Here is a 25,049-nt window from a genome sequence, read left to right as displayed (position 1 = left end):
GTTGTGGCGTGCTTACAGGAAAGGCAGGGCCATAAACAACTTGATCACCATGGCGTTGATGATGTCGATGAAGAAGGCACCCACCATGGGCACCACCAGAAACGCCAGGTGGGACGGGCCGAAGCGCTGGGTAATGGCCTGCATGTTGGCAATGGCGGTCGGGGTAGCCCCCAGGCCGAAGCCGCAGTGGCCTGCCGCCAGCACGGCCGCGTCATAGTTGCTGCCCATGACCCTGAAGGTGACGAAGATGGCGTAGAGCGCCATCGCCAGCGTCTGGGCGACCAGCAAAATGAAGATGGGCAGGGCCAGACTTGCCAGATCCCACAGCTTCAGGCTCATCAGCGCCATGGCCAGGAACAGCGACAGGCTGACGTTGCCGAGCAAAGAGACTTCCCGATCGCTCACTTCGTGCCAGTTCAGCAGGGTCAGCAGGTTGCGCAGCAGCACACCGACAAACAGCACGCAGACGAAGACCGGCAGCTCGAAGGCGCCGCCCTTGAGGTAGGCGGAGAGCATTTCGCCCCCTTTCAGGCTGATGGCGATCAGTGCCAGGGTCTCGATCAGGCTGAAGGTGGTGAGCGGACGTTCCATGTCGGGCATCTCGAAGCCCCGTGGTGCGTCGTCCTTGTTGTGCTCCTCGCCGGGCACCTGCACTTTTTTCACCAGATAGCGTGCCACCGGGCCACCGATGAGGCCCCCCAGTACCAGGCCGAAAGTGGCGCAGGCGATGGCAAGCTCGGCGGCGGATTGCACCCCGTACTTCTCGGAGAAGGTGGCGCTCCAGGCCGCACCGGTACCATGGCCGCCGGAGAGGGTAATGGAACCGGCCAGCAGTCCCATGTGCGGGTCCAGACCGAGCAGGGTCGCCAGACCCACCCCCAGGCTGTTTTGCACCAGCAGCAGGCCGGTCACCACCATCAGGAAGGTGATCACCGCCTTGCCGCCGCGCTTGAGGCTGGCAAGATCGGCGGAGAGACCGATGGAGGCGAAGAAGGCCAGCATCAGCGGAGTTTGCAGGCTGGTATCAAATTGCAGTTCCACCTGCAGGGTGGAGCGCAGCAACAGCAACACCAGGGCGACCACCAGGCCGCCGGCAACCGGTTTGGGGATGTTGAAGGTGCGCAGCAACCCGACGCGGGTCACCAGCACACGGCCGAACAGCAACACCAGAGTGGCCGCGACCAGGGTGGCGTAGGAATCAAGTTGTAACATTCAGTACTCCCATGTTGATTGGCTGTGTCTTTCGCTGATGAAGACTCAGAGATTCAGCCGGGATAAAAATCAGGGTGGCTCAGGTGCCAACAAAGAAGGGGCTGCAAGCCCCGGTCCCATGCAGAAATGGGATCGATGCGGGCCTGAATTGATCAGGCATCCAGATGAGATTTACGAAAAATCCGCCGGATAGTAGCAAAAAACACCACTTAAATCCATATTTGTCATATAAGTAGCCTTGGTGTGTGTTTGTTGCAACATTTAACACTGTTGGGATGGGCGTCATATTATGGGCGGCATCTGCTATTTCGCGGCTGTCATTTGGGGCGCCAGTCTCTATAATTCGCCGGTTTCCAGCCCACAAGAGGAAACCGGTCAGGTGTGACGTCGTCGGTTTATTCCTTTATTAATTTGCCAGTTTCCGGTCCATCAAGAGGAGAGGGTGTGAAGAAGTCCATCTACATTGCCTACACAGGCGGTACCATAGGGATGCAGCGTTCCGACCACGGTTATGTGCCGATGGCGGGCTTTATGGAAGACTGTCTGGCGCGGATGCCCGAGTTTCATCGACCCGAGATGCCGGATTACCATATCCACGAATATGACCCCCTTATCGATTCCTCCGACATGACGCCTGCGGACTGGCAGCGGATCGCCGAGGACATTAAAGGCAACTACGAGAAATACGACGGTTTCGTGATCCTGCACGGCACAGACACTATGTCGTTCACCGCATCGGCGCTCTCCTTCATGCTCGAAGATCTGCACAAGCCGGTCATCATCACCGGCTCCCAGATCCCGCTCGCCGAGCTGCGCTCCGATGGTCAGCAGAACCTGCTCAATGCCCTCTATATCGCTGCCAACTACCCGATCCACGAGGTGACGCTGTTCTTCAACAACCAGCTCTATCGTGGCAACCGCAGCAAGAAGGTGCACGCCGATGGCTTCCACGCCTTCGATTCGCCGAACTATCCGCCGCTGCTCAACGCCGGCATCGCCATCTCGCTGGAAGCGGGTGAGCTGGGGGAGCCGTCCGATCGTCCGCTGGTGCTGCACGACATTACCCCCCAACCCATCGGCGTGGTGACCCTCTATCCGGGGATCTCCAGCGAGGTGATCGCCAACATATTGCAGCAACCGGTGAAGGCGCTGATCCTGCTCTCGTTTGGCGTGGGCAATGCGCCGCAGAATCCGGCCATGCTGGCGCTGCTCTCCGAGGCATCTGCCCGCGGCGTTATCATAGTCAACTTGAGCCAGTGCCTGCACGGCAAGGTCAACATGGGGGGCTATGCCACCGGCAATGCGCTCTCCCGTGCCGGGGTTATCTCGGGGTTTGACATGACTGCCGAGGCGGCGCTCACCAAGCTGCACTTCCTGCTGAGCCTGGACTTGCCTGCACCCCGCATCCGCGAGCTGATGCAACAGTCCCTGCGCGGCGAGCTGACGCCCTGAGAAACTGTCCACGATTTTGCTGCGAAGCCGTGATCAAGGCTCATGTGCTGCTCGCTTGTTTGTGAACAAGAGGGCTCATGTATGCCTATACACTCCGGTTCCTGCGCTGCTCTTCACCTTGCTGACGCCTTCTCGCGACAGGTCGTGAACAGCTTCTGGCCTCCTCACCATGAGGAGGAGAGGAAAATAAAGAGGGGAGCCATTATGGCTCCCCTCTTTGCTATGGCGTGCGAGCCAGGGCTCGCGACAAGGCTCAGTGACTGAGGTCGATCCGCACTATCTCTTCCTCGTCACGGTACTGACGCTTGAGCTCGCTCTTGCTCTTCATCACTATCTCGCCGTCCCGGCCTATGTTCATGTGCTCGGGATTGTCGAGGTGCATCGCCTGCCAGGCCATCACGGCCTGCAGGGAGGTGGCCTTCTGCTCGTCGCTCAGGGGTTTGCCATCGGGCCATTTGCCCAGCTCGACCGCTGTCTTGAGCCGCTCGTACACTTCTTTGGGCATCTGTCTGATGGCCTGTTGAAACTCACCCTGTTGAAACGACATCCGGCTTCTCCTTGAAAATTGAGCCATGAACCCAGGTTCTTAGACGGGCAGATCCTGGCGGGCTATGCAGGTAGACCCTATCGGTCTATGCAGGCAGATCCTGGCGGACTACGCCAGCCATCTGCTCCATCACCCGTACTACCTGACAACTGTATCCGAACTCGTTGTCATACCATACGTAGAGGACGCAGTGATCTTCCTCGGCGATGGTGGCCTGGGAATCCACTATGCCTGCGAAGCGGGAACCCACCATGTCGGAGGAGACCAGCTCTGTACTGGCGCTAAAATCGATCTGGCGATGCAGGGCCGAGCTTAGCGCCATCTGCTGCAGATAGGCATTGAGACTCTCCCTGTCGGTGCTCTGCTCCAGTGAGAGGTTGATGATGGCCAGCGACACGTTGGGGGTGGGCACCCGAATGGCGTTGCCGGTCAGCTTGCCCTTGAGCTCCGGCAGTGCCTTGGCCACCGCCTTGGCGGCCCCCGTGCTGGTCATCACCATGTTGAGGGCTGCGCTGCGACCGCGACGCTCGCCCTTGTGATAGTTGTCTATCAGGTTCTGATCGTTGGTGTAGGAGTGGACAGTCTCCACGTGGCCGTGGCGGATGCCGTACTTGTCCTGCATCACCTTGAGCACAGGTGTGATGGCGTTGGTGGTGCAAGAGGCGGCAGAGATGATCTTGTCATCCGGCCCGATCACTTCATGATTGACCCCGAACACCACGTTCTTCATGTCGCCCTTGCCCGGTGCCGTCAGCAGCACACGGGCGGCGCCGCGCGCCTTCAAGTGTTCGCTCAAACCGGCGTCGTCGCGCCAGACACCCGTGTTGTCGACGATGAGTGCATTGTGAATGTCATATGCCGTGTAGTCGATGTCGCTCGGACTGCTGGCGTAGATCACCTGAATGAAGGTGCCGTTGGCGATGATGGCACTGCGATCACTGTCCACCTCGATGGAACCGTTGAAGGGGCCATGTACCGAGTCACGGCGCAGCAGACTGGCGCGTTTCTCCAGATCTCCCTCACGGCCACCACGCACCACTATGGCTCGCAGACGCAGTGAGTTGGCGGCGCCGGTACGCTCTATGAGCAGGCGGGCCAGCAGGCGGCCGATACGACCAAAACCGTAGAGCACCACGTCCGTCGGTTGCGGGATGTCACACCGCCCCAGTGCTGGCGCCAACTTGGCACGCAGGTAATCGTCAATGCCTGCTTCGTCCTGGTGATCCTGCCAGTAGCCGACGGCCAGCTTGCCAAGATCGATCTCGGCGGCGGTGGGGTTCAAGGCCAGGATGGCCTGGAGCAGGGGGAAGCTTTGCTGGATCGGAAGCGGGGTGCCCTGATGACGGCGGACGACCCTGTGGGCTTTGAGGATATCGATGGTGGAGGCGTTTTGCAGCGGGCGTCCGTAGAGGGTGATCTCGATCCCTTGTTGTCGGTAGAGGCGACCTATCAAGGGTTGCATGGCTTCGGCGAGCTCCTGGCTCTCCTGCCACGCCTGCAAGTAGTGCTCGTGGGTCATTAACCAGATCCTTTATTTCACGTTGTTGGGGCAAATAGAAATTCGTCGAATGCAGATCAGTGTAGGGGTGTATATTTCGTTATATCATTCTGCAATCGCGGCCTTATACGGCGCGCGCATTGTAATGGATATGTAGCCGGTTTGCTAGCCAGAGGTGGCTGCACAAGGCTCCCATTGTTACCAACCAGATGTGAACTATGACCCCTTTTCCACTGCGTTCCGTACTGCTCGGCCTCTCCTGCGGCCTGACTCTGATGGCCTGCAACGATGACAGGATCCACAACATCTGTGCCAATCATCCCGAGCTGTGTCAGGACCTGGTGGACGATGGCTGGTGCCGCTACGAGCGGACCGACATCATCCGCAGCCGCTTCTATCTGCAAGAAGAGGGGACGGACAGGCGCAAGTACGAGCTGATGCGCAATCTGGAGCGTTATCTCAAGTGTGCGGAGCGGTCGACCAACATAGAGTACAAGACGGCGAGGGAGCAGAAGAGCCCCAGAGTGGAAGGCATGCTGGCGGCCGGTGATCAGCTGGCCGAGCTCGATGCGGCGACCCGCAACTCGCAGGATCCCTACCTGCTGCTCTGGCACTGGACCAACAACACCAACGAGCAGGCCCGTGAGCAATTCATGGCGCTGGAGGGGCAGCCAGTACTCAAAGAGCCCGAGCTGCAGCTGGCACTGGGGGGCATGTATGCCAAGAGTGCCCCACAGAAAGCCATCACTCTCATGCACCATGCCCTCTCCCTCTATGGAGAAGGGGACAAGGTCAACAGCCGGATCCTCACCTCTCTGAGCACCCTCTACATGGGCCAGAAGGAGTACGGTCTGGCGTATCTGTGGGGCAAGGTGAGCGAGTCATTTCAGGATACGCCCGACGTTTCGGCCAAGCGTTTGGGCCTTTATCATGCGTTGAGCAAGGCAGATCAGGAGGCCTGGGACAGCCAGGCCGCCGCCATAGTCGAGCAGCTAAAAAGCGGGACTTATCGTCCCTGAGCCCTGATGAACCAGATAAAACACCTGGCCAGTGACTGGCCTCATCCCTTCGACATCCAGCTGAAGCACGGCCAGGTAGCCATTGATGGCCGCCGGCTGGAGCGCGTGACTGTCAGGGCCATAGTCCTGCGTGGCGATCGGCTGCTGCTGGTGCACTCCCGGGTCAACGGCGATCTCATGTTTCCCGGTGGCGGCATTGAAGAAGGGGAGTGCCACGGCACTGCCCTGGCTCGCGAGCTGCGGGAAGAGTGTGGTGCCGAGCTGGTGGAGGTCGGCGCCCTGCTCGGCCAGACGCGGGAGTACCGCGCCGCCCGGGAGGCCGACTATGACGCCTATTGCATCCGCTCTTTCTATTACCTGTGTCGTGTCGGTGAGGGGTGGAGTGAACCTCGTCCCCAACCTTACGAGGTGCGGCTCGGTTTCACCCCTGGCTGGTTCGAGCTGGATGATGCGCTGCAAACCAACAAGACCCAGCTGGCGGGTCCTTGTCCCCAGTGGACGGCGCGGGAGACCCGGGTACTGGCCGAGTTGCATCATTGGCACGAGTCCGGCCTGCTGGTGTGAATCAGGTCCCTTGAGCCAGATGCAAAAAAACGCCCGAAGGCGTTTTTTTATTGCGAGTGCCCGATTACTGCACACAGACAGGGCAGAAGGCATAAGTGCCTTGGGGGTCGTTGAAGCGGGTCAGCGGATCCAGGCCGCGGTTCACCTCCACCAACGCCTTGCCAAATCCGGCCGGCAACCAGCTTTGCAGGTGCGGGGCCAGCGCCTGGGCGCTGCTGTCGAACAGCTGGCGCAGGAACTTGTCTTTGGCTGACTCCTCTTTTTCTATGGGAGTGACCTGCCACTCCTTGAGGTTGGCAAGGGTGGCAGCCGCCTTGATGGCGGCTTCCTGATTACCGAACTCATCCACCAGACCCAGCGCCTTGGCATCCTGACCGGTCCAGACCCGGCCTTCGGCGGCTTTTTCCGCCTCTTGCGGGCTCAGGCCACGGCCCTTGCTCACCAGACCGACGAAGCGCTGATAGGTATCTTCCACGCTCAGCTGAATGGCTTGCCCGACGTGATCAGGCAGGGCGCGGGTCAGGCCGACACCGACATAATCCGTGGTGCCCACCCCATCCGTGTGCACCCCGTACTGGGAGAGCGCCTTGTCGATGGTGGCGAACATGCCAAACACCCCGATGGAGCCGGTGAGGGTGGTAGGGGAGGCGAAGATCTTGTCCGCATCGGCTGAGATCCAGTAGCCACCCGAGGCGGCGTAGCTGCCCATGGAGATCACCACAGGTTTGCCGGACTGTTTCAGCGCCAGCAGTTCGGCGCGGATCTGCTCGGCGGCGAAGGCGCTGCCACCCGGGCTGTCGACCCGCAGCACCACGGCTTTCACCTTGTCGTCACGGCGGGCATCGGCCAGCAGCTCCGACAGGCTGTCGCCACCTATGGTACCGGCCGACTGCACGCCATCCATGATGGCGCCGCTGGCGACAATGAGACCCACCTCATCCTTGCCACTCTGGGGATATTGCTCGGGGGCCGCCGCTAGGTACTCTTTCAGGCCAACCCCTTTCCAGCCGTGATCCTTGCTTTCACCCACTTCTTTGATGACTGCCTGGGTCATCTCGTCACGGGTGGCGAGCTGATCCACCAGACCATTGTCGAGGGCGTAGCTGGCAGCGTTGCCGCCGGCCTTGCGCAGCAGCTCGAGGAAACGATCTTTGCCCGGGGCGACGGCCTCGGGTTCTATCTCCCGCTGCTCGGCCACATCTGTCACATAGGATTGCCACAGCTGATCCAGCCAGCGCTGGTTCGCCTCCTTGCTTTCGGGTGACATATCATTGCGGGTATAAGGTTCGACGAAGGATTTGTAGGTGCCGACCTTGAACACATGGGGGGTAATGTTGAGCTTCTCCAGCGCCGACTTGAAGTAGGTCTGGTAGACACCGAGCCCCTCGATCAGCACGGCGCCGCTCTGATTGAGCAGTACATGATCGGCGTGAGCGGCCAGCAGATACTGACCCTGATTGTAGTAGTCGGCCATAGCGATGACAGGTTTGCCACTCTCCCGGAAGGAGTCGATGGCGCCAGCCACTTCCTGCAGCTTGGACAAGCTGGTGCCCTGTAGCCCCTGTGGCTTGATCACCAGCGCCTTGATGCGATAGTCATCTTTGGCACTGCGGATGGCCCAAAGCAGATCGGAGAGGACGATCTCGCTCGGTTGGTCGTCGCTGTTATCCATCTGGCGCAGCAACTGCACTGTGGGATCTGTCTGGGAGCGCTGTTCCACCAGCACGCCGTTGAGATTGAGAGTCAGGGCCCCTTCGATGGGCGCCTGTGGAGCCTCTTTTTGGCTGAAGCTAAAGACGATGACCAGCACCAGAATGAGAAACAGCAGATTGACCAGCATCAGCCGGGTGAAGTTGAGCAGGCGCCAGAGACTGCGAAACAGCCAACCCAGACCTTTGAAAATAGACATAGTCGCGTTATCGCCCTGTTAATGGGTAGAGAAGGGTCATTATTAACCAGTTGGCCGGTGAATTGCCATTTCCGCTTTGGTCCGATCATGGTGCGATCGCCTTCTCTTGCTTCGGGATACGCCTGTTCGCCGAAAAAATGTCCAAACATTTGTTTGAAAAAGCATTTTTGATTCTTTACTCTAGCTGCAATTTGATAACAAAAAATTAACTGGAGGCATTGTGAGCCTTTATCCTACGTTGCTGACGCCCCTTGACCTCGGGTTTACCCAGTTGAAGAACCGGGTACTGATGGGTTCCATGCATACCGGCCTCGAAGAGGAGAAGGGTGGCTTTGACAAGCTGGCCGCCTTCTATGCCGAGCGCGCCCGTGGCGGTGTCGGCCTCATCGTCACCGGTGGCATAGCCCCCAATCTGCGTGGGCGGCTGGTGCCCCACGGCTCACAGCTGAGCTTCCCCTGGCAAGTCGCCAAGCACAAGAAGGTGACTCAGGCGGTGCATCAGGAGGGGGGCAAGATAGCGCTGCAGATCCTCCATGCCGGCCGCTATGCCTACCATCCCTTCAGTCTGGCGCCGAGCGCCCTCAAGGCGCCCATATCCCCGTTCAAGCCGCGCGCCATGAGCGAGCGGCAGATCCGCGGCACCATTCGTGACTTTGCCTCCACCGCGCAGCTGGCCAGGGCGGCCGGTTACGACGGCGTCGAAGTGATGGGGTCGGAAGGCTATCTCATCAACCAGTTCATCTGCGAGCGCACCAACAAGCGCACCGATGGCTGGGGCGGCAGCAATGAAAACCGGATGCGCTTCCCGGTGGAGATAGTGCGGGCCATCCGCGAGCGGGTCGGCACGGATTTCATCATCATCTTCCGTCTCTCCATGCTGGATCTGGTGGAGCAGGGGTCGACGCTGGAGGAGGTAGTAGCCCTTGGCAAGGCGCTGGAGCAGGTCGGCGTGACCCTGATCAACACCGGCATTGGCTGGCACGAGGCGCGCATTCCCACCATAGCCACCAGCGTGCCGCGCGGTGCCTTCAGCTGGGTGACCGCCGAGCTGAAAAAGCACCTCACAGTGCCGCTTATCACCACCAACCGGATCAATACCCCGGAAGTGGCCGAGCGCATTCTGGCTGGCGGCGAAGCGGACATGGTCTCCATGGCGCGCCCCTTCTTGGCTGACCCTGAATTTGTCATCAAGGCCGCCGAGAACCGGGCGGACGAGATCAACACCTGCATCGCCTGCAACCAGGCCTGCCTGGATCACGTGTTCAAGCAAAAACGCGCCTCCTGCCTCGTCAATCCCCGCGCTTGTTTCGAGACCGAGCTGACGTTTGGCCGCGTGCCTCAGCCCAAGAAGCTGGCGGTGGTGGGGGCGGGTCCGGCCGGGCTGGCGTTCGCCTGTTATGCCGCCGAGCGTGGCCATCAGGTGAGCCTGTTCGATCAGGCGAGCGAGATTGGTGGTCAGTTCAACTTTGCCAAGCAGATCCCGGGCAAGGAGGAGTTTCACGAGACTCTGCGTTACTTTGCCAGGCGGTTGGAGAAGTGCGGCGTCGAGCTCTACCTCGGCCAGCGCCAGAGCGCCGAGAGTCTGCTCGGCGGCGGCTTTGACGAAGTGATCCTCGCCACCGGCATACGCCCGCGTACCCCTAACATACCAGGCATAGAGCATCCCAAGGTGCTCAATTACATCGACGTGCTGCGGGATCACAAACCGGTCGGCCAGAAAGTGGCGGTGATCGGTGCCGGTGGCATCGGCTTTGATGTGGCCGAGTACCTTGTGGAGAAGAAGGCTGATAGTGGTACAGATGGACATCGCGATCACTGGCTCAAGGAGTGGGGCATCGACAAGCAACTTGGTGAGCGCGGTGGCCTGATCACGCCGGAGATCGATGCCCCCGAACGCCAGATCTGGCTGCTCCAGCGCAAGGAGAGCAAGGTGGGCGACGGTCTGGGCAAGACCACCGGCTGGATCCACAGAACCGTGCTCAAGAACCGCAAGGTGCATATGCTTTCCGGCGTCCAGTACCTTGGCATCGACGATGAAGGTTTGCATATCCAGATAGGTGAAGCCAAACAGTGCCTGCCGGTGGATCAGGTGATCATCTGCGCAGGGCAAGAGCCCCTCAAGGAGCTGCAGGCCGGTTTGCAGGCGGCAGGCAAGCCGGTACACATCATAGGTGGCGCCGACGTGGCCGCCGAGCTGGATGCCAAGCGGGCGATCCGCCAGGGGGCCGAGCTGGCCGCCGTTATCTAGTTGCTTCGCCCTGGCCCGCTATCGGTCTGATATTGCGATAAACCCCTGAGGCTCAGGGGTTTTCTTCATTGTGCGCTGTGCTAAGGTAGCGCCATCACAGCCCCTGACAAGGATTTGCCCATGGATGCCCTCACTCTGTTGCTCAACCGCCACTCCTGTGGCCGCCTGACCACACCCGCCCCAAGCGGTGAGGTGCTCGACAATATCCTCAAGGCGGGCTTGCGCGCGCCGGATCACGGCACCCTGACTCCCTGGCAGTTCATCCTGTTTGAAGGGGAGGGGCGTGAGCGGCTGGGGGCTCTGCTGGCCGAGGCGGCCAGTGCCCGTGGTGAAGATGAAGAGAGCATCAAAAAGTGCCAGGAGGCGCCGCTGCGTGCGCCGCTGGTGGTCGCGGTCGCTACTCGTTATCAGCGTCACCCCAAGGTGCCGAAACTGGAGCAGGAGCTCTCCGCCGGTTGCGCCCTGATGGCGATGCAGATGGCGGCGCAAGCCCAGGGTTTCAACGGCATCTGGCGATCCGGCTGGTTCATCTTCGATGAGTTGATCAACAAAGGGCTGGCACTGGCACCAGAGGATCAACTGGTGGGCTTTCTCTACCTCGGCACCCCCATGCTGGAGGCGCGCAAGTTGCGCGAACTGCCGCCAGGCGAGTTTGTTCGGCGCTTCTAAGCTGCTTGAGTTTCAGCCAAAGCCCTGAGTTTTCAGGGCTTTTTTTATCTCGATCGATCACGAACCTGAGGCTGTACTGATAAATAAATACTTGCCAAGAGGGTGATGGGGATTGGCAGGGAATTTTTTAAATAGTGAGAGGCTGTTCTCAATCCTGGTTGATTACGCTATGTAAAACGTTTGCGCCTCGTTAATATCCCTGTGCCAGTTTAGAAGGTGACCCCTTCTAATTTTCTGCGATGAGAGTCGCAATTCCGTAGCACCTTTTTACAGCCCAACGTCTTCATGACATTGGGCTTTATTTTTATGGGCAAGATTTTTGTGGCTCCAATTGAGATTTGGATCGCGATCAAGGTTCACGCTTTTCCTTATAAAATCGGGGTCAGGATCGCGCTTCGCTGGCAGATAATAACAAGAGAGTGGGTTATTCCCATTGAGGTAGCCCACTCTGCATTTCTTGCCAGCCGGAGGCTTTATGTGGTTCAACAGCAAACTAAAAATGGAAAATCAGCAGCTGCAGGAGGCCCTGAGTCTCAAGGAGGAGCAACACCAGCAGGCGCTGGCCGAGCTGCGCGCCACCATAGGTGAGTATGAGCAGATGCAGCGCAATAGCAGGGAGAGTAGTGACCTCTTCAACCAGGTGATCTCGTGCCAGAACAAGGGGGGCGAGATGCTGCAGAGCGTGCGTGAAGCGCTGGCGGGCAGTGCCGAACATCTGATGGAAGAGAAGAGAGCTCTCTCGGAGCTGGATCAACTGTTCGCCCTGACCCGCAGTGCCATCGGCCGCCTCTCCGAGCGGGCCCATGTCATCACAGGTGAAGCCGAGCGTAGCCTCAAGGCAGTCAACCAGCTCGATGCCACCACGTCGGCCATCAACCAGTTTGTTGCGGCCATACAGGGTATTTCGGAACAGACCAATCTGCTGGCCCTCAACGCAGCCATAGAAGCAGCCCGAGCCGGAGAAGCTGGCCGCGGCTTTGCCGTCGTAGCCGACGAGGTGCGGCAATTGGCCAGCAAGGCCCACGAAGCCAGTCGCCAGATTGAGGGGCTGGTCAAACAGATTGTCGGTCAGGCGCAGGATATCAAGCTCATCATCGATGACAATCAGGCCAGCGCCGCCGAAGTGGCGACCTCTTCATCCCAGATCGATGCAGTTGTGGCCCAGGTGCTGGCTCAATCCGGCAGGATGCAGCAGGTGATCCACAGTGCTGCCACCACCTCTTTTCTCAATACTACCAAGCTCGATCATGCGGTCTGGAAGAACACCATCTATCGCCTTATTGATCAGCAGCACTTCCATGAGCCGGTCAATGGTCATACCGAATGTCGGCTGGGCAGGTGGTATTTCGAGGGGCAAGGCGCCGAGCTCTTTGCCCAGCAGCCCGGGTTTCGCGAGCTGGATGGGCCACACAAACGGGTACACGAGAGTGGCAAGGCAGCCCTTCATGCTCGCCAGCAGGGCAATATCAAGGAGATGGTCGAGCAGCTCAAGACAATGGAAAGCGCCAGCATGCAGGTGGTGCACTGTATCGACCGCTTGCTGGGAAGTGCCTGAGCCCGTGCGTCAGGGTCAGCGCTTGTTTGCATGAGCGCGGGGCGTCTCAGCGGCTGACAGGCAGGATCCGCGCCGGGTTGCCCACTACCCGGGCGCCGGCAGGCACGTTTTTGGTGACGACGGCCCCCGCGCCGACGATGGCCTCCCGCCCGATGGTGACACCGGGCAGCAGTATGGCGCCGCCGCCAATCCAGACTTTGTCTTCTATGGTCACCGGCAGCGCCGTCTCCACCCCCTGGATGCGCTCATCTGTGGCCAGCGCGTGGGCAGCTGTGTAGACCTGTACGTTCGGCCCTATCATGACGTTGGCGCCGATGCGGATCGGTGCGTTGTCCAGAAACGTGGCCCCCATGTTGACGTAGGATCCCGCCCCCAGGCTGATATGACGGCCATAGGTGCAGTAAAACGGCGGGCAGATAAAGGCGTTCTCCGTCAGCTCGCCGACTATCTCCTGCAACAGCGCCAGCTGTTCATCCTCCTCTTCCGCTCGATTGAAGCCGCGATAGCGGCGCGCCGTCTCACGGCGCAGGACATCCAGCTCCGGTGCCATGCAGTTGTAGGGTTGGCTGCTGATCATCTTCTGATATTCGGTCATGGTGGGGCCTCTAGGATGTGAAGGGGAGAGGATAAGCCATCGGGAGGCGGAGAAGCGTGAACCGCTTCCCAGAGCAGGACAAAGGTAAAACAACAAGGGCACCCATCGGTGCCCTTGTTGTATGAGGTGGTTGCCATCAGCCGTGCTTGCGACCGGAGAGGCGGCACCACTCTTCCTTCACCGCAGTCGGGTCCATGTCGAACCACTGGCCGTAAATGGTTTCCAGCTCCGGGGCCTGGCTCTCCAGCACACCGGAGAGCGCCATCAGGCTGCCCGGCTTGCCGTGGCCGGCGATGAGCGGTGCCAGCTCGCGCAGCGGGCCGGCCAGTATGTTGGCCACCACCACGTCTGCTTCTACGTCTTGCGGCTGATCCGCTGGCAGATAGAGTTCGATCTGGCCGGCGACGCCGTTGCGCTCCGCGTTGTCATGGCTGGCCTGAATGGCCTGCGGGTCTATGTCGATGCCGATGACGCGGGCGGCGCCCAGTTTCAGGGCGGCAATGCCGAGGATGCCGGAGCCACAACCAAAGTCGACCACGGTTTTGCCGGCCAGATCCAGCCCGTCCAGCCACTGCAGGCAGAGCGCCGTGGTGGGATGGGTACCGGTACCAAATGCCAGACCCGGATCCAGCATGACGTTGACCGCATCGGGGTTTGGCACATCGCGCCAGCTCGGGCAGATCCAGAGCCGTTCGCCAAACTGCATGGGGTGGAAGTGATCCATCCACTCGCGCACCCAGTCCTTGTCTTCCAGCTGCTCGACCTTGTAGCCCACGTCTTCCCCGAAGATCTGCTGGAAGAAGGCGATGGTGGGGGCCGGATCGGTTTCGGCATCGAACAAGCCCATCACTTCGGTCTCGCCCCAGAGCGGGGTTTCACCGGGCAGCGGCTCGTAGACGGGGACATCCTGGGCATCCATAAAGGTCACGGCCTGGGCTCCACGCCCCAGCAGCATGTTGCTCACCTTGTCTGCCGTCTTGGCAGTGGCGTTGATTCGAATTTGTATCCAGGGCATGGCGTCGACTCTTCATAAATGTGAAACCGCGAGATTCTACCATCATGGGGTAGTGCTGTCGTGGTTTGCCCATGATGTGGAAGGGCAATCAGGTCTCTAGCTGTGTAAACCCACCAGGTTGTTCACAGATTGAAGACGGCTGATGGGGGGCTTATAGCCCAGACTTGCATGAGGACGATGCCAGTTGTACTCATGCAGCCACGGTTGCAGGTGTTCTGCCCGTTGCGCTGACGAGTCATAGCTCCGTGCATAAGCCCATTCACGCAGCGCTGTCTGAATGANGCCCCGATAGAAAGCTTCTGGGGGTCTCTTAAAAATGAACTGGTTCATCACCATAGATTCAAGACGAGAGCGGAGGCCAAGGCAGCGATTCAGGAATACATAGAGATTTTTTACAACCGCCAACGTCGGCATTCACGACTTGGCAATGTCAGCCCGGCGGAGTTTAACAAGAGGTATAGGAAAACTACTCAGGCTGCTTGATCCGGGACTGTCCGATCTTGTCAGGACACCTCAAGGATGGGCTGACGCCGTTTTGGCGCATTCATGCTGCTGTTGGTACGCTAGATGCAAAGACTAATATGTCCTGCATAAGGATATGTGTGTGATTGTTACCCCAATGTTCAGGTATTCAGGCCATTTCTCGCGAAATGGCCTCTTTTTTGGCTGATTATCGGACGTTGGCCTGCCACAGGCGGTCATGAGTGCCGCTGATTGTGCCCGTTTGGGGCATCTCCTTGGTGAACTTATCCCATCATGGTGCGTTTGAGGGCTTAGTTGGCAAAGCCGCTCATGTCGATCACCAGCTTGCCCACCATGCGGCCGGCTTCCACCTCCGCATGGGCCTGGGCCAGGGTGACCGGGGTCAGCTCGGACAGGGTGCGGGTGAGTGTGCTCTTGAGCACCCCTTGGTCGATGAGGGAGGCAACCTGGCCAAGCAGCTTGTGTTGCTCGATCATGTCCGGGGTCTGGAACAGGGATCGGGTAAACATGAATTCCTGACTGAAGGTGGCACTTTTGCTCTTGAGCAGGGAGAGATCCCAGGGCTCGCTGGATTCGGCGATGGTGCAGATGTGGCCGAACGGGCGAATGAGGCTGGCCATGGCATCCCAGTGCTGCTCGGTAGCATTGGTGCAGAAGATGGCGTCGAGCTGGGTAATGCCCAGAGCGGTGAGCTCTGCCTGCAGCTTGTGATGGCTTACCACCTGATGGGCGCCCATTTCCAGACACCATTCACGGCTTTCCGGTCGGGAGGCTGTGGCAATCACTTCCATATTGGTGAGCTGGCGAGCCAGCTGAATGGCGATGGAGCCTACCCCACCTGCCCCGCCAATGATCAGCAGCTTGCCTGTGCTCTCGCGGTGAAGGCCGATGCGCTCGAACAGTGTCTCCCAGGCGGTGATGGCGGTGAGCGGCAGGGCGGCGGCTTCCAGGTCGGTCAGACTGGTGGGGGCAAGAGCGGCGATGCGCTCATCCACCAGTTGCAGGGCGCTGTTGCTGCCCGGGCGGCTGATGTCGCCGGCATACCAGACTCTGTCGCCCGCCTTGAACAGGCTCACTTCGCTACCGACGGCAACGACCTCACCGACTGCATCCCAGCCCAGTACACGCGGGCTGGCTTCAATCCTGGCCTTGGGGGCGCGCACCTTGGTATCCACTGGATTGATGGAGGTGGCTGTCACTTTCACCAGCAGATCCCGCGGGCCCGGTATCGGATCGGGCAGGTTGGCAGTGATAAAGCAGTCGGGGTGATCGCTGGGCAGGTAGTGAGTCAGGGCAATGGCTTTCATGGCAGTTCCTTTCAAATCGGATGGATTGGGATTGCCAGCCACTCTAGTCTGGTTAATTATTCTTATTAAGGTGGGTAATTGGTAAAGACTGTTTGAATATATGAACAATGTCGATCTGGAGTTGATGGGGCTGTTCGCTACCGTGGTGGAGCAGGGCAGTTTTACCGGTGCCGCCGAGGCGCTCGGCATGCCCAAGTCCTCGGTGAGCCAGAAGATCTCGCGGCTCGAAACCCAGCTCGGGGTGCGACTGCTGCAGCGTACCACTCGCAGGCTCAGCCTGACCCCGCAGGGTGAGATTTACGTGGAGCAATGTCAGGCGCTGCTGGCGCTGGCCCGTAGTGCCAATCTGGCGATGGCGCGGCTGCGCGCCGCCCCCGCCGGTCGGGTAAGGATCACGGCGCCCGAGGCGACCGGCACCCTGCTGCTTGGCAGGATCCTGGCGGAATTTCGTGCCCTCTATCCCGAGGTGGTGCTGGAGCTGACCCTCTGCGACGATCAACTGGATCTGGTAGGAGAGGGTTATGATCTGGCGCTGCGGGCGGCGCCGCTGAAAGATTCCAGTCTCATTTGCAAGCGCATTGGTCAGGTGCCGCGCCATCTGGTGGCGGCTCCCGGTTATCTGGCGGCTCATGGCGCGCCGCAGCAGTTGTCCGAGTTGGGGCTTCACCCCTGTCTGGTGCACTCGGCATTGCCTGTGTGGCCACTGCAGGAGGGGGGCTGGCGGCCGCAAGGGGCCTGCATCAGCAACAGCTTGCTGGCGCTGCGGGAGCTGGCATTGCATGAAGGCGGGATTGCCCTGTTGCCACACCATGTCTGTCAGGAGGGTCTGGCGACGGGACGGTTGCAGAAATTGCTGCCGGATCACCCCATACCGCCCAATCCCTTCTATCTCATCTACCCGAGCCGGGAACATCTGGCGCCTGCCTTGCGCTCGCTGATGGACTTCGTCGCAGAGCGCTTGCCGTTCGCCTGAGCCTACCAGTTGCCTGGGCTGGCAGACTCCTGATTGGGTTTAAGGCCGAGCGGTACCGACTGACGCTCCGCCAGCATGCGGATCTGCCCCTCAATCAGGCTGGCGTTGGGGCCCAGCACCAGTACCAGTTGATGGCCGTTGAGCTGGATCCAGGAGAGGCAACCCAGCCCCGGCAGGCGGGACTGATCCACCAGCGCTATGTCGCACACCCGCAGACTGAGGCGGGTCAGGCAGACGCTCATGGCTTGCAGATTGTCCATGCCCCCCAGCGCCTTGAGGTACTGGATCGCCAGCATCTGGGGATCCGAGGGGGCGACACTGGCCAAGCGTGGGTGCTCATTGGCGATGGGCTTGCTCGGCAGGCTCAGAGGCGCTCGTTCCAGCAGCTGATAGAACAGCAGTGTGTAGGCGACGAAGAAGAGGATGCCGACCGGAATGAGCCAGAAGCTGTGCTCGCCGGACTGATAGCTCAACACCAGATCCAGCAGACCGGCGGAGAAGTAGCTGCCCACCTGGATGCCAAGCCCGCTGCAGATGGCCAGCGACAACCCGGTCAGCAGGGCATGGGCCAGAAACAACCAGGGAGCGGTGAAGGCGAACAGGAACTCGATGGGCTCAGTGATCCCCAATAGTGCAGAGGTGAGCGCCAGGGTGAGCAGCAGTCCACCCTGCGGCAGTCGCTGCATGCGCTGGCGGTGCAGCCAGATGGCAAAGCAGGCGCCCGGCAGGCCGAACATTATGATGGGATAGAGGCCGGCTACATAGCCTTCATGCAGCGGCTGGGCGGTGGCCAGCGCTTGCAGGTTGCTCTCGCCAAGGCCGATGAGACTGCCCAGCACCTGATGCAGGCCAAGGGGGATCAGCAGCCGGTTGAGGGTGCCGTAACAGAAGGCGCCCAGTGGGGTGGTGAGCAGTTCCGAGGCCAGCAGCGTGATGCCCTGCTCCAGCAGCGGCCAGAACAGGGAGAGGGGAAACGCCAGCAACAGGCAGGCGATCGCCGAGATGCACAGGCAGGCGAAATCCCCCTGCGCTATCTGCAGCCAGCCAGGTATGGTGCGCCGTTTCACCCAGGGGTAGATGATGGCGGTGGTGAGCCCCGCCAGCAGGCCGCAGATCATGTCTGCATGCAGGCCGGGGGCCAGTGTGCCCAGCGCGGAGCTCAGCAGCAGGAAGTTGACCGCCCCGGCCAGCGCCTGAGTGCCCTCTCCTTGTCGGCTCAGGCCGAAGGCGATGGCCACCGCGTAGATGAGCGGCATCTGGCTGAACAGGGCGCGCCCCGTGAGGGAGAGCACAGCCTGATCCAGTACATCCGGTTGACCGAGCCGGTAGAGCAGCGCAGCCAGTGGCAGTATGGAGACCGGCAACAACAGGGCGTAACCGAGTCGTTGCAGGGCCTGGATCAGGGTCTGTCTGGCGTTCTGTACTGGCATAAAGGTGCTGAGTTTTGTGACTTGGCGCACAGTTTACCCGTAAAACACCTATTTGGGGATAGTTTTGGAACCCTTTATTAATCTCTTTGTTACTGCTGTTCGAATAATCGCCGAACCCCCTGACTGGGAGGCGGAGTCAGCAGGCTGACCAGCACAAAGGCAACCAGTCCCAGCCCCAGACTCGGTACTATGGCATGCAGTCCGGCCAGTTTTATCCCCCACTGGCTCAGTAAGCCATAGCAGACGATGCCGGATACCATGCTGGCCAGGGCGCCCGGCCCGTTGGCCCTTGACCAGTAAAGGCCGAGTACCAGCGGCCACAGGAACACGGCCTGCAGGCCACCGAAGGCGAGCAGGTTGAGCCAGATGATCATCTCGGGGGGCTGCAGCGCCGCCAGCAATACGAGCGTGCCCAGGATCAGGGTGCAGAGCAGGGAGAGACGAGGAATGCGCACCTCCAGTTTCTCCTGCTTGGGATTGAGGTAGTTGAGGTAGAGATCCTTCACCAGAGTGGCGGAGGCCTGGATCAGCTGGGAGTCGATGGTGGACATGATGGCCGCCATCGGTGCCGCCAGAAACACCCCGGCCAGCCAGGGCGGCAGCACTTCCATCATCAGGGAGGGCATGATCTTGTCCGGGCTGTCCATGCCGGGCAGAATGGCGCGGCCCAGGGCACCGGCCAGGTGCATGCCGAACATCAGCAGGGCACTGACCACTGTGCCGATGAGAATGCCGCGATGGAGCGCCTTGCTGTCCCGATAGCCGAAGCAGCGCAGGGCCGAGTGGGGCAGCCCCACCACTCCGACGCAGACCAGGATCCAGAAGCTCAGCATAAAGGGTTGGGTCAGCATGTCGCCGGCCCCCGTCGGGCTCACCAGTTTGGGGTCGATCTCCCTGAGCTGGTGGATGAGGCTGGGCAATCCATCCCCGGCAATCAGGATCCCAGCCAGCAAGGCGCCGGTGCCGATCAGCATGATGATCCCCTGCAGGGCGTCGGTCATCACCACGGCACGAAAGCCGCCGATGATGGTGTAGAGCAGCACGCAACTGGCAAACAGCATCAGCCCCTGCTGGTAGGAGAGGCCGGTGGCCGTCTCCAGCAGGCGGGCACCGCCGATGAACTGCACCACCATGGTGGCGATAAAGGCGAGGATGATAGTAACGGATCCGAGAATGACAACTGCCTTGCTCTGGTAGCGGGCCCACATCATGTCATTGATGGTCACCGCATTGACCCGGCGGGCAATGATGGCGAACTTCTTGCCGAGCACCCCCAGGGTAAGCCAGACGGTGGGCAGCTGGATCATCGCCAGCAACACCCAGCCAAGGCCAATCTTGTAGGCGGCACCCGGCCCGCCGATGAAGGACGATGCCGAGGTATAGGTAGCCACCAGCGTCATGGCGAGCACCAGACCGCCCATGCTGCGGTTGCCGATGAAGTACTCCTGCACGAAGTCGCCGCCGGTGCGATGGCGACTGGCCCAGAAACCGATCCCCAGCACCAGCACCAGATAGATGACCAGGGGCAGCATCAACTCAAGATTCATGGGGAGGCTCCTTGGCACTGCGGGGAGGCGTATCGAGGGGAATATCCACAAACAGGCGATCCACCATCAGGCCGCACAACACAATGAACAGCAGCGGCATCACCATGCAGCTGAGCAGGAACCAGAGTGGCATGTCCCAGTATTCGATCTCTTCCGGGATGAAATACGCAGTGCCATACCAGGCAAAGAAATAGAGCAGGGTCAGCAGCAGGCAGAGGGCTGCTTCCCGACGAGCGAGCGCGAAACGATTCACCTTGGCCTCCGACAATTTTGAGGGGCGCAAGAATAACAAAAAAGGGCCATGTCGCCATGGCCCTTTTTCAACAGAGGCTCCTTGCGGAGCTGACTTCTATCGGAAGTTTGGATCCTTACAGACCCAGCTTCTTGTGCAGGTAGTGGATATTGGTGCCACCGTGCTGGAAGTTTTCGTCCTTCATGATCTCTTTTTGCAGGGAGACGTTGGTCTTGATCCCTTCTACCACCAGCTCGTCCAGCGCCTGACGCATGCGGGCGATGGCGACGTCACGGTTCTCGCCGTAACAGATCAGCTTGCCGATCATGGAGTCGTAGTAAGGCGGTACCTTGTAACCGGCGTAGATGTGGGAATCCCAACGTACGCCCAGACCACCCGGCGCATGGAAGCGCTGGATCAGGCCGGGAGACGGCATGAAAGTAGCCGGGTCTTCGGCGTTGATCCGGCATTCGATGGCATGGCCACGGATGCGGATGTCCTGCTGGGTGATCGACAGGGGCTGGCCGGCGGCGATGCGCAACTGCTCCTTGATCAGATCCACGCTGGTGACCATCTCGGTGACCGGATGCTCAACCTGGATACGGGTGTTCATCTCGATGAAATAGAACTCGCCGTTTTCGTACAGGAACTCGAAGGTCCCAGCACCGCGGTAGCCGATCTCGATGCAGGCGCGCACGCAGCGCTCGCCGATGAACTTGCGCATCTCTTCGGTGATGCCCGGTGCCGGTGCCTCTTCGACCACTTTCTGGTGGCGACGCTGCATGGAGCAGTCACGCTCGCCCAGATAGAGGGCGTTGCCCTGGCCGTCTGCCAATATCTGAATTTCGATATGGCGCGGGTTCTCCAGGTACTTCTCCATGTAGACCATGTCGTTCTTGAAGAACTGGCCTGCTTCGGATTTGGTCAGGGCGATGGCGGCAGCCAGCTCGGCTTCATTGCGCACCACGCGCATGCCGCGACCACCACCGCCACCGGCGGCCTTGATGATCACCGGATAACCGATGCGCTTGGCGATGGCGGCGTTGTGCTTGGCATCGCTGTCGACCGGGCCGTCAGAGCCAGGCACGCAAGGTACGCCCGCTTTTTTCATCGCCTCGATGGCGGAGACCTTGTCACCCATCAGGCGAATGGTCTCGGCGCGCGGGCCGATGAAGATGAAACCGGATTTTTCGACCACTTCGGCGAAATCGGCGTTCTCGGAGAGGAAGCCGTAACCTGGGTGGATGGCAACGGCACCCGTGACCTCGGCGGCGGCTATGATGGCCGGTACATTGAGGTAGGATTCACCGCTGGCAGGCTTGCCGATGCAGATGGTTTCGTCGGCCAGGAGCACATGTTTGAGCTCCCGATCGGCGGTGGAGTGAACGGCCACTGTCTTGATCCCGAGCTCTTTGCAAGCGCGCAGGATCCGCAGGGCAATTTCACCGCGGTTGGCGATGACTACTTTGTCCAACATGGGTGGCAACTTCCCTTATTCGATGATGAACAGCGGCTCGTCAAATTCGACGGCCTGACCATTTTCAACCAGGATCGCTTTGATCACGCCGGTCTTGTCAGACTCTATTTGGTTCATCATTTTCATGGCTTCGACGATGCACAGGGTATCGCCGACATTGACGTGCTGACCGACTTCCGCGAACGGCTTGGCTTCCGGGCTGGAGGAGCGATAGAAGGAGCCAACCATGGGGGAGCGCATCAGGTGACCACTCGGGGTGGCTGCATCTGCGGTCGGTGCGACGGCGGCGGCTGCCGGTGCGGCGGCAGGGGCCATGGCCGGCTGCATCATCATCTGCGGCATGGCGGTGGTCACCTGACCGGAGAAGTTGCGGCTGATGCGAACGGACTCTTCACCTTCGGAGATCTCCAGTTCGGCAATGCCGGACTCTTCAACCAGTTCAATCAGCTTCTTGATTTTGCGGATATCCATTAGCATTCTCTTTCTTCTTTATCTGATCAGTGATTATCAAGCCGCGCGCAACTGATGCACGGCCGCGGTTAAAGCGAATTGGTAGCCATCTGCACCCAGCCCGCAGATTACTCCTTTAGCGACATCAGACAGATAGGAGTGATGACGGAAAGGCTCCCTGGCATGGACGTTTGACAGGTGCACCTCGATAAAGGGGATGGCGACACCCAGCAGCGCATCGCGGATGGCAACACTGGTGTGGGTGAAGGCGGCTGGATTGATGATGATATAATCCACCTGGCCCATGGCCTGGTGGATGCGGCTGACCAACTCATGTTCGGCGTTGGATTGCAGGTGTTCCAGTGTGACGCCGAGTTCGCTGGCGTTGTGCTTCAGATCGGCGACGATCTCATCGAGCGTCTTGCTGCCGTAGATGCCCGGTTCCCGTTTGCCCAGCAGGTTCAGGTTTGGCCCGTTGAGCAGGAGAATACGGTGATTTTGCGACATATTGAGTACATCCTCGATGATAATGCTGCTATCTACCAGCTATCTTGTGGACTACCAGAAATCTAGCCATTTTCTGCGCAATTCGGTGTGCACTGGCACACAGATTTCGCAATTATATTGATTTCGTGAAAATTAGCAGCATTTTACTGGTCTAATCTCTACATCTGTCTGTTTTTTGCACTAAGTGGTGAGCTGTTCAATTGCTCAGTAGCAGAGACGACAAAGCCGGCACAGGGCCGGCTCTGGAGGCAGATAACGGGCTACATCAGGCCGCTTCCGACTTCTCGCGGATGAGTTTATCCACGACCCCGGGATCCGCCAGAGTGGAGATATCCCCCAGGCTGTCGGTCTCGCCTGTCGCGATCTTGCGCTGCATTATGGAACGCATGATCAGGCCGCTTCCGACTTCTCGCGGATGAGTTTATCCACGACCCCGGGATCCGCCAGGGTGGAGATATCCCCCAGGCTGTCGGTCTCGCCTGTCGCGATCTTGCGCAGGATACGGCGCATGATCTTGCCGGAACGGGTCTTGGGCAGCCCCTCCGCCCAGTGGATCACATCCGGGGTGGCGATGGCACCGATCTCCTTGCGTACCCACTCCTTCACTTCTTTGTGCAGCTCGCGGCTCGGCTCTTCCCCGGCGATCAGGGTGACATAGGCATAGATGCCCTGACCCTTGATCTCGTGGGGCACCCCCACCACCGCCGCTTCGGCGATCTTGGGATGGGCGACCAGCGCCGACTCTATTTCGGCGGTCCCCATGCGGTGGCCGGAGACGTTGAGTACATCATCCACCCGTCCCGTGATCCAGTAGTAACCATCTTCATCGCGACGGGCGCCGTCGCCGGTGAAGTAACGACCCGGGAAGGTGGAGAAATAGGTCTGCTCGAAGCGCTCATGATCGCCAAACACGGTGCGCATCTGACCCGGCCAGGAGTCGGTGATCACCAGGTTGCCCTCTGTGGCACCCTCCAGCGGCTCGCCCATGTTGTCCACCAGCGCTGGCTGCACGCCGAAGAAGGGACGGGTAGCCGATCCCGGTTTCAGGTCGGTGACGCCGGGCAGCGGGCTGATGAGGATGCCGCCGGTCTCGGTCTGCCACCAGGTATCGACGATGGGGCAGCGTTCCTCGCCTATGGTGCGGTAGTACCACTCCCAGGCTTCCGGGTTGATGGGCTCGCCCACTGAACCCATGATGCGCAGGCTCTGGCGGGAGGTGCCCTCTACCGCATCACGGCCCTTGGCCATGAGGGCGCGGATCGCCGTCGGGGCCGTGTAGAGGATGGTGACCTGGTGCTTGTCCACCACCTGGCTCATGCGGTTGGTGGCCGGGTAGTTGGGCACCCCTTCGAACATGATGGTGGTGGCGCCGTTGGCGAGCGGCCCGTAGACCAGATAGGAGTGGCCCGTGACCCAGCCCACGTCGGCGGTACACCAGTAGATGTCCTCCTCGTGGTAGTCGAACACGTACTTGAAGGTGAGGGTGGCGTAGACCAGATAGCCGCCGGTGGTGTGCAACACTCCCTTGGGCTTGCCGGTGGAACCGGAGGTGTAGAGGACGAACAGGGGATCTTCGGCGTTCATTGCCTCGGGTGGGCAGTCGCTGCTGGCGGCGGCAGTTGCCTCATGCCACCAGATGTCCCTGTGGTTGTGCCAGGCAACATTGCCACCGGTGCGCTTGAGTACTATCACCTTGCTGACCCGGGTATCCGGATTGGTGAGCGCTTCATCCACATTTTTCTTGAGCGGGACAGGGCGGCCGCCACGCAGCCCCTCGTCGGCCGTGATGACGATGGAGGAGCCTGAGTCAATGATGCGGCCGGCCAGGGCCTCCGGCGAGAAGCCGCCGAAGACGATGCTGTGCACGGCACCTATACGGGTACAGGCCAGCATGGCGATGGCCGCTTCCGGCACCATGGGCATGTAGAGGCAGACCACATCACCCCGATGCACACCCTGTGCTTTCAATACGTTGGAAAACTTGCACACCTCGGCGTGCAGCTCGCGGTAGGTCAGCTTGCGATCCTCTGCCGGGTTGTCCCCTTCCCAGATGATGGCCACCTTGTCACCGCGCTGTGCCAGATGGCGATCCAGGCAGTTGGCCGAGACGTTGAGCAGGCCATCCTCATACCACTTGATGGAGACATGCCCCGGGTCGTACGAGGTGTTCTTTACCTTGGTATAAGGCTTCATCCAGTCGATGATTTTTCCCTGTTCACCCCAGAAGGCATCCGGATCCTGCACGGAGGCTAGGTACATGGCCTCGTAACCTGCCTTGTCCAGCAGGGCACCGTTGCTGATGTGGGCTTTGACCGGGTAGACCTTGCTCTCGCTCATCTGTCACTCCTTTGAATACATTC

At 60.0% G+C, this 25,049-nt stretch carries 22 protein-coding genes and 2 pseudogenes; 8 read left to right on the top strand and 16 right to left on the bottom strand.

Annotation, left to right across the window (positions count from 1 at the left end):
- Positions 1-12: 12 nt before the first annotated feature.
- A complete protein-coding gene (gene gltS, locus AACX78_RS18395) occupies positions 13-1,212 on the bottom strand; it encodes a sodium/glutamate symporter (protein WP_159167055.1) in 1,200 nt (399 codons plus the stop codon).
- A gap of 444 nt (positions 1,213-1,656) precedes the next feature.
- Between gltS and ansA the strand changes: the two genes are divergently transcribed.
- Positions 1,657-2,664: an asparaginase gene (gene ansA / locus AACX78_RS18390; RefSeq protein ID WP_021138095.1), complete on the top strand. Its 1,008-nt coding sequence runs from the start codon at positions 1,657-1,659 to the stop codon at positions 2,662-2,664.
- 253 nt (positions 2,665-2,917) lie between these two features.
- On the opposite strand, the gene AACX78_RS18385 is transcribed toward ansA, so the two are convergent.
- Both AACX78_RS18385 and AACX78_RS18380 read right to left on the bottom strand, forming a co-directional pair.
- Positions 2,918-3,211, bottom strand: coding sequence for a YeaC family protein (locus AACX78_RS18385; protein WP_005317709.1), 294 nt, complete (start codon positions 3,209-3,211; stop codon positions 2,918-2,920).
- 85 nt (positions 3,212-3,296) lie between these two features.
- The gene (locus tag AACX78_RS18380; protein WP_159167054.1) at positions 3,297-4,730 is read right to left on the bottom strand and encodes a glyceraldehyde-3-phosphate dehydrogenase; all 1,434 of its coding nucleotides are present in this window, start codon (positions 4,728-4,730) and stop codon (positions 3,297-3,299) included.
- Positions 4,731-4,927: 197 nt separating this feature from the next.
- Here AACX78_RS18380 and AACX78_RS18375 point away from each other — a divergent pair, with 197 nt between their 5' ends.
- Both AACX78_RS18375 and AACX78_RS18370 read left to right on the top strand, forming a co-directional pair.
- A complete protein-coding gene (locus tag AACX78_RS18375; RefSeq protein ID WP_159167053.1) occupies positions 4,928-5,728 on the top strand; it encodes a DUF2989 domain-containing protein in 801 nt (266 codons plus the stop codon).
- 6 nt (positions 5,729-5,734) lie between these two features.
- Positions 5,735-6,292, top strand: a complete 558-nt coding sequence (locus AACX78_RS18370; RefSeq protein ID WP_159167052.1) for an NUDIX domain-containing protein — start codon at positions 5,735-5,737, stop codon at positions 6,290-6,292.
- A 64-nt stretch (positions 6,293-6,356) separates the two neighbouring features.
- Here the strand turns inward: AACX78_RS18370 and sppA are convergent, their stop codons facing one another.
- The gene (sppA, locus tag AACX78_RS18365; protein ID WP_159167051.1) at positions 6,357-8,201 is read right to left on the bottom strand and encodes a signal peptide peptidase SppA; all 1,845 of its coding nucleotides are present in this window, start codon (positions 8,199-8,201) and stop codon (positions 6,357-6,359) included.
- 220 nt (positions 8,202-8,421) lie between these two features.
- Between sppA and AACX78_RS18360 the strand changes: the two genes are divergently transcribed.
- The 3 genes from AACX78_RS18360 (at position 8,422) to AACX78_RS18350 (ending at position 12,673) form a co-directional block, all read left to right on the top strand.
- Complete coding sequence (locus tag AACX78_RS18360) at positions 8,422-10,449, top strand: NADPH-dependent 2,4-dienoyl-CoA reductase (RefSeq protein ID WP_159167050.1); 2,028 nt, start codon at positions 8,422-8,424, stop codon at positions 10,447-10,449.
- A gap of 120 nt (positions 10,450-10,569) precedes the next feature.
- Positions 10,570-11,118 (top strand): NAD(P)H nitroreductase, encoded by a 549-nt coding sequence (locus tag AACX78_RS18355; RefSeq protein WP_159167049.1) that lies wholly within the window; start codon positions 10,570-10,572, stop codon positions 11,116-11,118.
- A 499-nt stretch (positions 11,119-11,617) separates the two neighbouring features.
- Positions 11,618-12,673 carry a methyl-accepting chemotaxis protein gene (locus AACX78_RS18350; protein WP_265342332.1) on the top strand — a complete coding sequence of 352 codons (1,056 nt, stop codon included), beginning with the start codon at positions 11,618-11,620 and terminating at the stop codon, positions 12,671-12,673.
- Between the two features lie 46 nt (positions 12,674-12,719).
- Here AACX78_RS18350 and AACX78_RS18345 read toward each other — a convergent pair whose 3' ends face one another.
- From AACX78_RS18345 to AACX78_RS18335, 3 genes and pseudogenes are all read right to left on the bottom strand, one after another.
- Positions 12,720-13,268 (bottom strand): sugar O-acetyltransferase, encoded by a 549-nt coding sequence (locus tag AACX78_RS18345; protein WP_159167047.1) that lies wholly within the window; start codon positions 13,266-13,268, stop codon positions 12,720-12,722.
- Positions 13,269-13,404: 136 nt separating this feature from the next.
- Positions 13,405-14,283: a 50S ribosomal protein L11 methyltransferase gene (gene prmA / locus AACX78_RS18340; RefSeq protein WP_005317670.1), complete on the bottom strand. Its 879-nt coding sequence runs from the start codon at positions 14,281-14,283 to the stop codon at positions 13,405-13,407.
- A gap of 96 nt (positions 14,284-14,379) precedes the next feature.
- Positions 14,380-14,562, bottom strand: a pseudogene (locus AACX78_RS18335) (integrase core domain-containing protein); the annotation flags it as partial.
- On the opposite strand from AACX78_RS18335, the pseudogene AACX78_RS18330 reads away from it, so the two are divergent.
- Positions 14,554-14,766 (top strand): annotated as a pseudogene (locus AACX78_RS18330) (IS3 family transposase); the annotation flags it as partial. The pseudogenes AACX78_RS18335 and AACX78_RS18330 sit on opposite strands and share 9 nt — an antisense overlap.
- Positions 14,767-15,056: 290 nt before the next feature.
- Here the strand turns inward: AACX78_RS18330 and AACX78_RS18325 are convergent.
- Positions 15,057-16,073, bottom strand: coding sequence for a zinc-binding alcohol dehydrogenase family protein (locus AACX78_RS18325; RefSeq protein WP_159167046.1), 1,017 nt, complete (start codon positions 16,071-16,073; stop codon positions 15,057-15,059).
- Between the two features lie 100 nt (positions 16,074-16,173).
- On the opposite strand from AACX78_RS18325, the gene AACX78_RS18320 reads away from it, so the two are divergent.
- Positions 16,174-17,046, top strand: a complete 873-nt coding sequence (locus AACX78_RS18320; protein WP_201302893.1) for a LysR family transcriptional regulator — start codon at positions 16,174-16,176, stop codon at positions 17,044-17,046.
- Positions 17,047-17,048: 2 nt separating this feature from the next.
- Here AACX78_RS18320 and AACX78_RS18315 read toward each other — a convergent pair whose 3' ends face one another.
- The 8 genes from AACX78_RS18315 to acs all read right to left on the bottom strand — a co-directional run bounded on the left by AACX78_RS18315 (position 17,049) and on the right by acs (position 25,026).
- A complete protein-coding gene (locus AACX78_RS18315) occupies positions 17,049-18,476 on the bottom strand; it encodes a PTS transporter subunit EIIC (RefSeq protein ID WP_159167045.1) in 1,428 nt (475 codons plus the stop codon).
- An 89-nt stretch (positions 18,477-18,565) separates the two neighbouring features.
- Positions 18,566-20,023, bottom strand: a complete 1,458-nt coding sequence (gene panF / locus AACX78_RS18310; RefSeq protein ID WP_159167044.1) for a sodium/pantothenate symporter — start codon at positions 20,021-20,023, stop codon at positions 18,566-18,568.
- Complete coding sequence (locus AACX78_RS18305) at positions 20,013-20,276, bottom strand: YhdT family protein (RefSeq protein WP_021138114.1); 264 nt, start codon at positions 20,274-20,276, stop codon at positions 20,013-20,015. Before AACX78_RS18305 ends, panF begins: the two co-directional genes overlap by 11 nt.
- Positions 20,277-20,391: 115 nt before the next feature.
- Positions 20,392-21,732 (bottom strand): acetyl-CoA carboxylase biotin carboxylase subunit, encoded by a 1,341-nt coding sequence (gene accC / locus AACX78_RS18300; RefSeq protein ID WP_005317655.1) that lies wholly within the window; start codon positions 21,730-21,732, stop codon positions 20,392-20,394.
- A gap of 15 nt (positions 21,733-21,747) precedes the next feature.
- Positions 21,748-22,203, bottom strand: coding sequence for an acetyl-CoA carboxylase biotin carboxyl carrier protein (gene accB / locus AACX78_RS18295; RefSeq protein ID WP_034283807.1), 456 nt, complete (start codon positions 22,201-22,203; stop codon positions 21,748-21,750).
- A gap of 36 nt (positions 22,204-22,239) precedes the next feature.
- Positions 22,240-22,689 carry a type II 3-dehydroquinate dehydratase gene (gene aroQ, locus AACX78_RS18290; protein ID WP_021138116.1) on the bottom strand — a complete coding sequence of 150 codons (450 nt, stop codon included), beginning with the start codon at positions 22,687-22,689 and terminating at the stop codon, positions 22,240-22,242.
- A gap of 265 nt (positions 22,690-22,954) precedes the next feature.
- On the bottom strand, positions 22,955-23,077 hold the full coding sequence (locus AACX78_RS18285; protein WP_262108529.1) for a hypothetical protein: 123 nt from the start codon (positions 23,075-23,077) through the stop codon (positions 22,955-22,957).
- A gap of 2 nt (positions 23,078-23,079) precedes the next feature.
- Positions 23,080-25,026, bottom strand: coding sequence for an acetate--CoA ligase (gene acs / locus AACX78_RS18280; RefSeq protein ID WP_058393738.1), 1,947 nt, complete (start codon positions 25,024-25,026; stop codon positions 23,080-23,082).
- Positions 25,027-25,049 lie beyond the last annotated feature (23 nt).

The sequence above is a fragment of the Aeromonas sp. 9A genome, from assembly GCF_963900955.1.
Lineage (GTDB): Bacteria > Pseudomonadota > Gammaproteobacteria > Enterobacterales > Aeromonadaceae > Aeromonas > Aeromonas salmonicida.
This window is presented reverse-complemented; position numbering and strand designations above follow the sequence as displayed.

What these genes read in the sequence shown, in the direction of transcription:
- gltS (WP_159167055.1), bottom strand. Translation starts at nt 1,212, where the DNA reads ATGTTACAACTTGATTCCTACGCCACCCTGGTCGCGGCCACTCTGGTG.
- AACX78_RS18385 (WP_005317709.1), bottom strand. Translation starts at nt 3,211, where the DNA reads ATGTCGTTTCAACAGGGTGAGTTTCAACAGGCCATCAGACAGATGCCC.
- AACX78_RS18380 (WP_159167054.1), bottom strand. Translation starts at nt 4,730, where the DNA reads ATGACCCACGAGCACTACTTGCAGGCGTGGCAGGAGAGCCAGGAGCTC.
- AACX78_RS18375 (WP_159167053.1), top strand. Translation starts at nt 4,928, where the DNA reads ATGACCCCTTTTCCACTGCGTTCCGTACTGCTCGGCCTCTCCTGCGGC.
- AACX78_RS18370 (WP_159167052.1), top strand. Translation starts at nt 5,735, where the DNA reads ATGAACCAGATAAAACACCTGGCCAGTGACTGGCCTCATCCCTTCGAC.
- sppA (WP_159167051.1), bottom strand. Translation starts at nt 8,201, where the DNA reads ATGTCTATTTTCAAAGGTCTGGGTTGGCTGTTTCGCAGTCTCTGGCGC.
- AACX78_RS18355 (WP_159167049.1), top strand. Translation starts at nt 10,570, where the DNA reads ATGGATGCCCTCACTCTGTTGCTCAACCGCCACTCCTGTGGCCGCCTG.
- AACX78_RS18350 (WP_265342332.1), top strand. Translation starts at nt 11,618, where the DNA reads ATGGAAAATCAGCAGCTGCAGGAGGCCCTGAGTCTCAAGGAGGAGCAA.
- AACX78_RS18345 (WP_159167047.1), bottom strand. Translation starts at nt 13,268, where the DNA reads ATGACCGAATATCAGAAGATGATCAGCAGCCAACCCTACAACTGCATG.
- prmA (WP_005317670.1), bottom strand. Translation starts at nt 14,283, where the DNA reads ATGCCCTGGATACAAATTCGAATCAACGCCACTGCCAAGACGGCAGAC.
- AACX78_RS18325 (WP_159167046.1), bottom strand. Translation starts at nt 16,073, where the DNA reads ATGAAAGCCATTGCCCTGACTCACTACCTGCCCAGCGATCACCCCGAC.
- AACX78_RS18320 (WP_201302893.1), top strand. Translation starts at nt 16,174, where the DNA reads ATGAACAATGTCGATCTGGAGTTGATGGGGCTGTTCGCTACCGTGGTG.
- AACX78_RS18315 (WP_159167045.1), bottom strand. Translation starts at nt 18,476, where the DNA reads ATGCCAGTACAGAACGCCAGACAGACCCTGATCCAGGCCCTGCAACGA.
- panF (WP_159167044.1), bottom strand. Translation starts at nt 20,023, where the DNA reads ATGAATCTTGAGTTGATGCTGCCCCTGGTCATCTATCTGGTGCTGGTG.
- accC (WP_005317655.1), bottom strand. Translation starts at nt 21,732, where the DNA reads ATGTTGGACAAAGTAGTCATCGCCAACCGCGGTGAAATTGCCCTGCGG.
- accB (WP_034283807.1), bottom strand. Translation starts at nt 22,203, where the DNA reads ATGGATATCCGCAAAATCAAGAAGCTGATTGAACTGGTTGAAGAGTCC.
- aroQ (WP_021138116.1), bottom strand. Translation starts at nt 22,689, where the DNA reads ATGTCGCAAAATCACCGTATTCTCCTGCTCAACGGGCCAAACCTGAAC.
- AACX78_RS18285 (WP_262108529.1), bottom strand. Translation starts at nt 23,077, where the DNA reads ATGCGTTCCATAATGCAGCGCAAGATCGCGACAGGCGAGACCGACAGC.
- acs (WP_058393738.1), bottom strand. Translation starts at nt 25,026, where the DNA reads ATGAGCGAGAGCAAGGTCTACCCGGTCAAAGCCCACATCAGCAACGGT.